This is a genomic window from Rhodospirillaceae bacterium (assembly GCA_018660465.1).
Classification (GTDB): Bacteria; Pseudomonadota; Alphaproteobacteria; order Rhodospirillales; family JABJKH01; genus JABJKH01.
This window is the reverse complement of record JABJKH010000052.1, coordinates 20,958-29,439: the sequence shown is the minus strand read 5'-3', so window position 1 is coordinate 29,439 and position 8,482 is coordinate 20,958. Positions and strand designations below refer to the sequence as shown.

Annotated in this window: 7 protein-coding genes; 3 read left to right on the top strand and 4 right to left on the bottom strand. The window is 45.6% G+C overall.

Annotation, left to right across the window (positions count from 1 at the left end):
- A partial coding sequence (locus HOM51_08125; GenBank protein MBT5034473.1) for a calcium-binding protein occupies nucleotides 1-2,653 on the top strand: 2,653 nt, incomplete at its 5' end.
- Between the two features lie 32 nt (nucleotides 2,654-2,685).
- Here HOM51_08125 and HOM51_08120 read toward each other — a convergent pair.
- From HOM51_08120 to HOM51_08110, 3 genes are all read right to left on the bottom strand, one after another.
- Complete coding sequence (locus tag HOM51_08120) at nucleotides 2,686-5,013, bottom strand: FkbM family methyltransferase (GenBank protein ID MBT5034472.1); 2,328 nt, start codon at nucleotides 5,011-5,013, stop codon at nucleotides 2,686-2,688.
- A 32-nt stretch (nucleotides 5,014-5,045) separates the two neighbouring features.
- A complete protein-coding gene (locus HOM51_08115) occupies nucleotides 5,046-5,834 on the bottom strand; it encodes an FkbM family methyltransferase (protein ID MBT5034471.1) in 789 nt (262 codons plus the stop codon).
- 263 nt (nucleotides 5,835-6,097) lie between these two features.
- Nucleotides 6,098-6,904 carry a class I SAM-dependent methyltransferase gene (locus HOM51_08110; protein ID MBT5034470.1) on the bottom strand — a complete coding sequence of 269 codons (807 nt, stop codon included), beginning with the start codon at nucleotides 6,902-6,904 and terminating at the stop codon, nucleotides 6,098-6,100.
- A 219-nt stretch (nucleotides 6,905-7,123) separates the two neighbouring features.
- On the opposite strand from HOM51_08110, the gene HOM51_08105 reads away from it, so the two are divergent.
- On the top strand, nucleotides 7,124-7,453 hold the full coding sequence (locus HOM51_08105; GenBank protein ID MBT5034469.1) for a hypothetical protein: 330 nt from the start codon (nucleotides 7,124-7,126) through the stop codon (nucleotides 7,451-7,453).
- 305 nt (nucleotides 7,454-7,758) lie between these two features.
- On the opposite strand, the gene HOM51_08100 is transcribed toward HOM51_08105, so the two are convergent.
- The gene (locus HOM51_08100; GenBank protein MBT5034468.1) at nucleotides 7,759-7,995 is read right to left on the bottom strand and encodes an RNA-binding protein; all 237 of its coding nucleotides are present in this window, start codon (nucleotides 7,993-7,995) and stop codon (nucleotides 7,759-7,761) included.
- Between the two features lie 102 nt (nucleotides 7,996-8,097).
- Here HOM51_08100 and HOM51_08095 point away from each other — a divergent pair, with 102 nt between their 5' ends.
- Nucleotides 8,098-8,307, top strand: coding sequence for a hypothetical protein (locus tag HOM51_08095; protein MBT5034467.1), 210 nt, complete (start codon nucleotides 8,098-8,100; stop codon nucleotides 8,305-8,307).
- The last annotated feature ends 175 nt before the right edge of the window (nucleotides 8,308-8,482 follow it).

The following is an 8,482-nucleotide window of genomic DNA, read 5'->3' as shown; positions in this document are numbered from 1 at the left end:
CGATGACAACTTTGAAGGCTTCGCTGGCGTCACGGTTGATCTGGCAGCCGGCACGGCGATTGACGGGTTTGGTGCCACCGACACACTCACTAATATAGAGAACGTCCGCGGCACGGACTTCGGTGACACGATCACGGGTGATGGTGCCAACAACGTTCTTGAAGGCAAAGACGGGGATGACACCCTGAGCGGTGGCGCCGGTAATGACACGATTGATGGTGGGCTGGGCAGCGCCGATAGGGCGGTGTTTGCGGGCAACTTTGCGGACTACACGGTGACCGACAACGGCGGTGGCTCGGTGACGGTGACCGATAATGTCGGCACCGACGGCACCGATCAACTTCAAGATGTTGAGTTCCTGCAGTTTGCCGACTTGGTTGCTAATCCCGGGCTCTTGGCTGGGACGGCAATTATCACAGGTACATCTGGAAATGATACGTTAAATGGTACCGCTGGGAATGAAATATTTGTTGCTTCAACGGGAAGCGACATCGTCGCCAGTGGTGGTGGGACGGACACCTTGTTGGTTGAATTGGGATTAATCATAGAAACGGCGGTTGTTGATACTACGTCGGGTGATTTGACGGTCATTCTTGCTGATGGAAATGATGATTTGTCGCAAACCGTAATCGAAAACCATTTGGCCAATCCATTCACTTCTGTGGTCGCTGATCTGGACGAAGACGGCGAGCTGGATATTTTCCAGGTGGCTTCAACCTTCACAGCAGCGACCAGCGAAAACACGGTTATTGTCGGCTCGGACGATGTCGGTGGTGAGACGATATCCGGTAATAGTGGCGATGATCTTTTATATGGTAATGCAGGGAATGACGTCTTAAACGGCAATAGCGGCGATGATTTCATCTTCGGTGGTGCGGGCAGCGATATAATAGACGGCGGCGCGGGCTTTGATGGCGCTGTATACTCCGAAGGACCAGAAACAGTTGGTGTTACTGTTAACCTTTCGACCGGGACAGCGATTGATACATTTGGTGACACCGATACCCTAATTAATATTGAGTCCGTCTTCGGCACAGACCAGGTAGACAACATTACCATTGGTCTTGCTGGTGTTTCCACAAGCGCCAATGGGTATTTCGGTGACGATATTCTTATTGGCACTGACGGCACCAACGGACGGTTCAGCGGTGGTGAAGGTAATGACACCATTACCGGTGGTGACTTTACCAACCTGTTTAAGGCGCAACGCGATACGGTAGATTATTCTGAAGATATCCTCGATGGCGGCACGGCCGGTGTTAATGTCAACTTAGCCGCAGGTACGGCGATTGATGGATTTGGTAACACAGATACTCTGTCCGGGCTTGAGCGGGTAATTGGTACAATCCAAGATGACGTCATTGTCGGCAGCGATACGACCGTAAATGGATCTGCCTTCAATAATACTGAACGGTTTGCGGGCTTGGCTGGGAACGATTCCATCGACGGCGGACTTGGTAACAATGTTGTGGACTATTCCCAAGACGAGAAATTTGGCGGGTTCCAAGCCGTAACCGTAGATCTTGCAGCGGGCACAGCAATTGACGGCTTCGGTGATACCGATACTTTGACGAATATCGAACGAGTTCGTGGTACGAGCCATGACGATGTCTTTACAGCTGGAGGCGGTGGACAGCAGTTCATTGGTCTGGGCGGTAGTGATACAATTGATGGTGGTTCAGGCGGTAGTGATGAGGTGCGTTATGACGTCGACGCGTCCTTTGGTGGCACTGCGGGAGTAAATGTTAACTTGGCAACCGGCGTTGCCATTGACGGCTTTGGCACGACGGATAGTTTGAGCGGCATAGAGCGGGCGCGGGGCACGAGCGAGGATGACACCTTGATTGGTAATGCATCCAACAACCGCTTCAGAGGACTTGATGGTAATGACACCATTGACGGTGGTGCAGGTACGGGTGACGAAGTCGACTATGTTCAAGACTTTAATAAAGGTGGTACGCAGGATGTGACGGTTGACCTCAGCGCCGGAACAGCAATTGATGGATTTGGTGGCGTTGATACGCTGAGTAATATCGAAAATATTCGCGCCGGTGTCTTTGACGACACCTTGACCGGGGATGCGAATGCCAACCGCTTTATCGGCCTTGCCGGCAACGACACCATCGATGGCGGTGACGGCATTGACCAAGTCGATTATTCACAAGATTCAGTATTTGGTGGAATAGTTGGTGTGACGGTTGACCTTAGTGCGGGCACGGCGACGGATGGCTTTGGCAGCACAGATAGCCTCACCAATATCGAGAGCGTCACAGGTACGGAATTTGCTGATAACATAACCGGTGACATCGGCAGTGACACCTTAACCGGTGGTCTTGGTAGTGATATCTTCCGCTACACGGCTGCAGACCAGTCAGCGACCGGGGCTTCTGACCTCATTGCCGACTTTATCGCGGACACGGCCAGCAGTGACCATGATGTGATATCTCTGGAAGGGGTTGTCAGTGGTGCTTTCTCGTTTGTTGGTGATGAGACGACGGCGTTTAGCGGTGGCGGCAATGCATCAGCGAAATTTAACGATACGACAAAGATATTGGAGATCGATGTCGACGGTAATTTGACGACCGATATGGAAATTGAATTAACAAATGTCGCACTTGCAGACCTTGATGATACAGACTTCTCTGTATCGTGAGTTTCTAAGATAGTGATTTTTATTGTTTAAAATCAACTCTTTACGAACATGTCATCTGCGCCAATTTTCTTTAAAAGCGTATAATTCCGATCACGCAAAAATGTTCTTATGCGTTCGAAATCATTGGACCGCGATTGGATGTTTTCGACAGAAAAAATGTGGATGTCCGTGTAATCAAAATCAATCCCTTCCAAAACCTTCATCTCACCACCTTCCACATCTATAGAACAGTAATCTACGTACTTTAAGGACCGGTCTTTTGCGATCTTTCCGAACGTCGCAGTGGGAACGGTAATTTCTCTCCCCTCGAAATCTCCTCTCTTTTTTGAAATTTCTTGCATATTGTCGGGTAAATTTTCGGTCAGTGAGCTCATTTGTTCCAAACCGCGCGTGATCTCAAAGAAAGAGGCCTCCCCTTCAGTATTTGAAATTGCAACATTTATGCATTCAGCCGACCGTAATTTGGCCAAGGGGCGAAAATACGTCGGACTTGCTTCAATACAAATACCCGCCCATCCCCGGAATTTTTCAAAAAATAGAGTGTTGCTACCAGTGAAGCCGTCAAAGGCGCCAATATCGACGAAGACCCCATCGGGCTTTTGTTTCAGAAGCGTTTGATCAACGAACAAATCTTGTCCTGCTTCCGAAAAATATGCTTTATTCAAGCCAGTTAATTTTTCAATTTTCCAGATATTTTGCTGGAGCAGGCCGGGTTCAGACGTTTGAGCAGCAAGCGAGTTTAAGAAATTTTTTATGACCATTAGATTGTCGCGCGTATATTCGTGCATGTCTTCGATGAGCTTATTTTGTAGATGAACCAGCCCAGCCTTATCAATCGTTCCTATCTTTCCCCAACAGGCCTTCTCATCTTCCTGGGCTCCAGTCACGTGATAAATATAGGCTATTAAGGCGTCAAACGTGAAATCTTCAAAATCTATGGCAGCCATTTGCTGGCAAAGATGAATTGCTGATTTAAAATTTCTATTTTGAATTCGATGAAGAATTAGGGCTAAAGATTCAGTTCGCGAGAGTTGGGCGCTAAACGTTGGGCTGCTATTTTTATTTTGCGAGCTACGCGTTATACGAGAATTAGGAATTTTCTGATTTTTATGACCGCTCAAAATTCTTAGATCTTCACACACATTCTGAACAACATTGCTCCACTCATTTAGAAGTGGTTGACGGTAGAGTTTCAACATCGGATACCATGGGCTGTCGGTTCTATCTGCGAGCCATCTCCAATCAGGTCGGAAGGGTATTAGCCCGCAAACGGGCTTCCCTAATGAACCGGCAAGATGGAGGACAGCCGTGTCCACGGTTATGATAATATCTAGTTGTGAAATTATCGCAGCCGTATCCGAGAAGTCTTCCAATTTTTCTCCTAAATGAACCATTTGAGGCAATTCTTTTAGGAGGTGAGCATCATGATCGCTAACTTCTTTTTGAAGGCTTACGTAATGGATACCCTCAATCTCAAACAATGGAAGTAAAGTTTCTAGAGAGATCGAGCGGTATTGATCGTTGCCATGTGTGCGACGGCCAGACCATGCCAGTCCAACTTTTATCCCGGTGACGTCACGGAAAATCGGTTGCCACTTATTCACGAAATGTTTCGATATCGACAGTGAATGAAATGGTGCAGGAATAGTCTTAATTTGGGTTCCGAGCGCTCGTGGCAGACTCATTAGTGGACTGTGAAAATCAAAGTTAGAATTTGGTTCGCTATCGATGATTTGAATGTTCTTTGAATTATACAACAGACTTTTAAGTGGCGGCGGCACTCTCAAAATTACGTAGGCACCTTTCTGAACGACAAGCGGCACAAATCTCAAAAACTGTAGTGTGTCTCCATAACCCTGTTCGGCGTATAGGAAAATAGTTTTGCCTTGGAGATTTTCTTCGCCACGCCATGTAGGTTGAGAAAAGGTAGGTTTTTTGGAGGTTGCCAATCTGCTTTGCCAGCGCCAATCATAATATTCCCAGCCTTCTTTAAAATTTCCAATCGTGAGGAGAGCATGGCTCAGATTATTGTGTGCTTCTTTATGGCCCGGATCGAGTTCAATGGCTGTTCTATAACTCGCGATTGCTTCTTCATATTGCGCCAATTGTTTAAGCGCAAACCCATGATTATTATGTAGTTCCGCCAATTCTGGATTTAATGTTATCGCCTGAGCTAGGAGACGTTCTGCTTCCGCGTAATCATTTTGTCCCCCTCGTAAAATACCGAGGAGATTTAGGGCATCAATATTGTTGGGGTCGAGTTGCAGTGCCTCAGTATACTTTTCCGCGGCGCTCGAAATTTTCCCATCCTGTTGTAATTTGAGGCCAATATTTACAAGAGTATTTGAGGGGTCACGCATTTTTAATCTACCCAGTTAATCGGTTCCGCCCGTTAAGGTTCCGCCGGAACTTTAACTTCCTGCATGTTTGTTACATTGACTTCAATGTTAGTGGGAATGCAAAACATGTTTCGGGAAACTATATCTCCAAATATGTTGTTTGGATTTTTTCTATGATTGTTAGGATTAAATAACGGTGGCAGGTGCCAATACATTCGGTACCCCATCGATGTTAGGAAACGGATGATATCGTCAGAGTTCTCTTTTCGATCATTTTCTAGATAAATGGGGGGCATATATTTAGAGATAGTCTCTCGGGCACCCATAAGAGCCATTAATTCCATGCCTTCTATATCAAGTTTGATAAACTCACACGAGAGAAGATTTAGGCTATCAATGGTAATTTGTTTAATTGTTTCTCCTTCTTTATGTTGCCTTAAATCTAATCCGCCAAAATTAAGTTCAGATCTGGGATTCAAAACGGGAACAGTAATGCTCCCCTCACTATCACCAACGGCGTTGTTAAAGCATTGAACATTAAAAAGGCTATTAAGGGCCACATTGGCGCAGAGAAGTTGATGTGTTAGGCGCTGGGGTTCTATGGCAATGACCCGCCCTGAGTTTTCCATGGCTTGGGCCATGAAGACAGTATGACAGCCAATATTCGCACCAATATCGAGTACGACGAAGCCAGGCTTTATAAGTTGTCGGAATAGAGCTATTTCTCCTTCCGAAAATTCACCATAGAGATTCAGAGAGCGCCCTATATACTTATCGTTAGGGTTGTACAGCATGCGCCCATACTTGGCATCTACTTGTTTGTATATCTCCGGTACGCTCATACCCGGACTTCCTCCAATCAAAATTTCAACTTGAACGGTGCTCTGCGCACCGTCTCAGTAGAGTGGCTTTGTGAACACAGAATCCAATGGGCAGAATAAATGCATTCCAACCCGCGCAGGTACTTTTATAAACACCTTATTCGTTGAAATTAAGTATCGTACCCTTAACAGGCTGGTTTTCAGTTGATTTTCGCTTCTCAAAATTAACTAGTCCAACGAGCTTAGCCCAAAATTAGTGGGAATGGGATTAGTTATGTTGATGATTACTTATTACCGATATCCTCTCTGGGAGGGGGAATTGATTGCTTTAAGAGGTCGGCAGCAAAATCTGGAATAGTTTTAAAGGCAATATGAATATCCTGATTGGCAGAAACAACATTCAATCCAACTTCTAACCAGGATAGAAATAGACTTTTAGTATTGAATATAGAGATATGCCCGTTTCGCGGACCAATATACCACCAGTCCAATTTGACCGTTTCGATCTCTTTGGGTTGTAACAACGTCGAGTGGAACACGATTCCATCATCTGACCGAAAACCGGCAATTTCATGAAATGCACTTTTGGGATTTACAAGGTGTTCAAATACCTCAATGCACAATATCAGATCAAATTTTCCTGTCGGCACCGACGAAAATTCATCGACCATCGGATCGAAATTAGTGACATTTTTAAAACCATATTCACGAAGAATTTTCGCGACATTCCCATTGCCGCAGCCATAATCAAGAATCGACAGTGTCTCGCGAAATTGCTTAAATTTTTGTATGACTGTTTCAGCGGTAGATCTTGGCCTACCTTGTTCCCAACCAGGATCAACAATTGTGTAATCTTCATTATAAATCCACTCCTTGAATTCATCGTCACTGAAGTCATCGAAATCGGTGGTGAAGATAAAGCCGCATTCAACGCATTTGTAATAGTAAACAGGAATTCCCGAAAGAGGCAGGAAGACACCTTGCGGTTCGCTGCTATTCTTTGAAAAGTCAACAACACCATAAAGGTTTGCAACTCCAGAGCAGCACTTGCAGATTTGTTCAAATTTCCATTTTATAGGTTTGGCTAGCATTCTCTACGGATAGTATCGAAGACCCGTATAGTATGAAAGAAAAACTGATAAATACACGCTGTGTTAGTTAAGGGGGCTGGATTAAAGACCGATGAAAATAATTTTGTCGTCTTGGCGGCCGATGCCGTATAACTAGTAAGTGATTGATCACACAATTTGCTTTTTTCCAGACACACCTTTCGACTGGACTTCCGTGCCAAAGGGAGCGTCACTGTGGGCATGGCAAACAAAAGCTATATGGTTTATCCTGTCGATAGCGTCCCCGGCCAAGCAGCATTGGCGAAACGGAATCTCAAGGCTTTGGATTTGGCCAAGGCGATTCTAAAATTTCAATATCAAGAATGTTTGTATATCGCCACCCTAATCGGTGTTAATGAGGATGGGTTCTTTGGCTCACTCGATGAAGATTGGAGCCCTGATCAACCTGGCGCGTTTGATGAAGCCTTAATTACGATCCCCTGGGTACAACTTATGGAGTTGTTAGGACGGGCACCAAATGGCGCCACCTTGGGGTTCTTGAATGGTAAAACCCAGCTAAACCCTCACTGATAAATCCCTGTTATTCCCTGGTCCAATTCGCTCTATTGCAAGACGATGGAGGTGTAAATGCCCGATTTATGGGCCATTTCTCCCGTCCAATATAGAAATAAGTTGGCCTAATTTGAAATTTTCCCTGTATTTTCCCTGCTTAACAGGGAATTCCACCGAGACGGGTTCGCACGAGACTGCGTCCACCACCATTTCCTCTAAACCTTTGAAAATTCACCGATAAATGCACATCAATAACGTTTTCTAGAGAATCTCAAATGATGTGGTTGCGCTCAGCGCTACTGTTCGCTAGCTGGTGTTGGTAGTTAATCTGCAAGTTTAACACGAATTTTATTTTTGTTTACCTTGCTGCCATGCAATTCCTTGATGGCGATGGCAGCTTCGTTCTCTACCGCCATTTCCACAAAGCCAAAGCCTTTTGAACCTCCGGTTTTATCATCAATTACTAAGTTGCAGGATTTGATATTGCCATGGGTTTTAAACAGTTTTGCCAGGGAATCTTCGCTAAAATCGCGGGGCAGGTTAAGAACAATTAATTTCATTTGGGCTCCGGTGAACAAAAAACATGCCTTTTGATATCATATAGGTCTCTTCTGCGCCAGAAATCGAGCGTCCGGGAACCCTATAGGTACGAACAATACCCAGTGCCCATCTTTGTTTTGATCGGCCCACCATCACTCTCTCCTGTTGTGGTTAATCTCATTCGCCGGGTGGGGGAAATTCTTGCCATCGTCGTTGCCGAAACTTTGGCTCAAGCTCGCGACGCTGCGGAACACGTCGATATTGAATACACACCGATTGAGGCCGTCGTTGATGGTCTGTCAGCACTTAGCGATGGCCTATCTGTTCTTTAGGATCAGATTCCTCAAATTCTAAGTGTTGATGATGAAAAAGGGGATGCCGGAGCCTGCGAAGAAGTATTTTCACACGTCCCCATATCGTTGAATAAGAGACTTACAACCAGCGCGTCACCGACGTGCCGATGGAGCCAAGGGCGATGTTGGCAATGTACGACCTCGAAGAAGATAA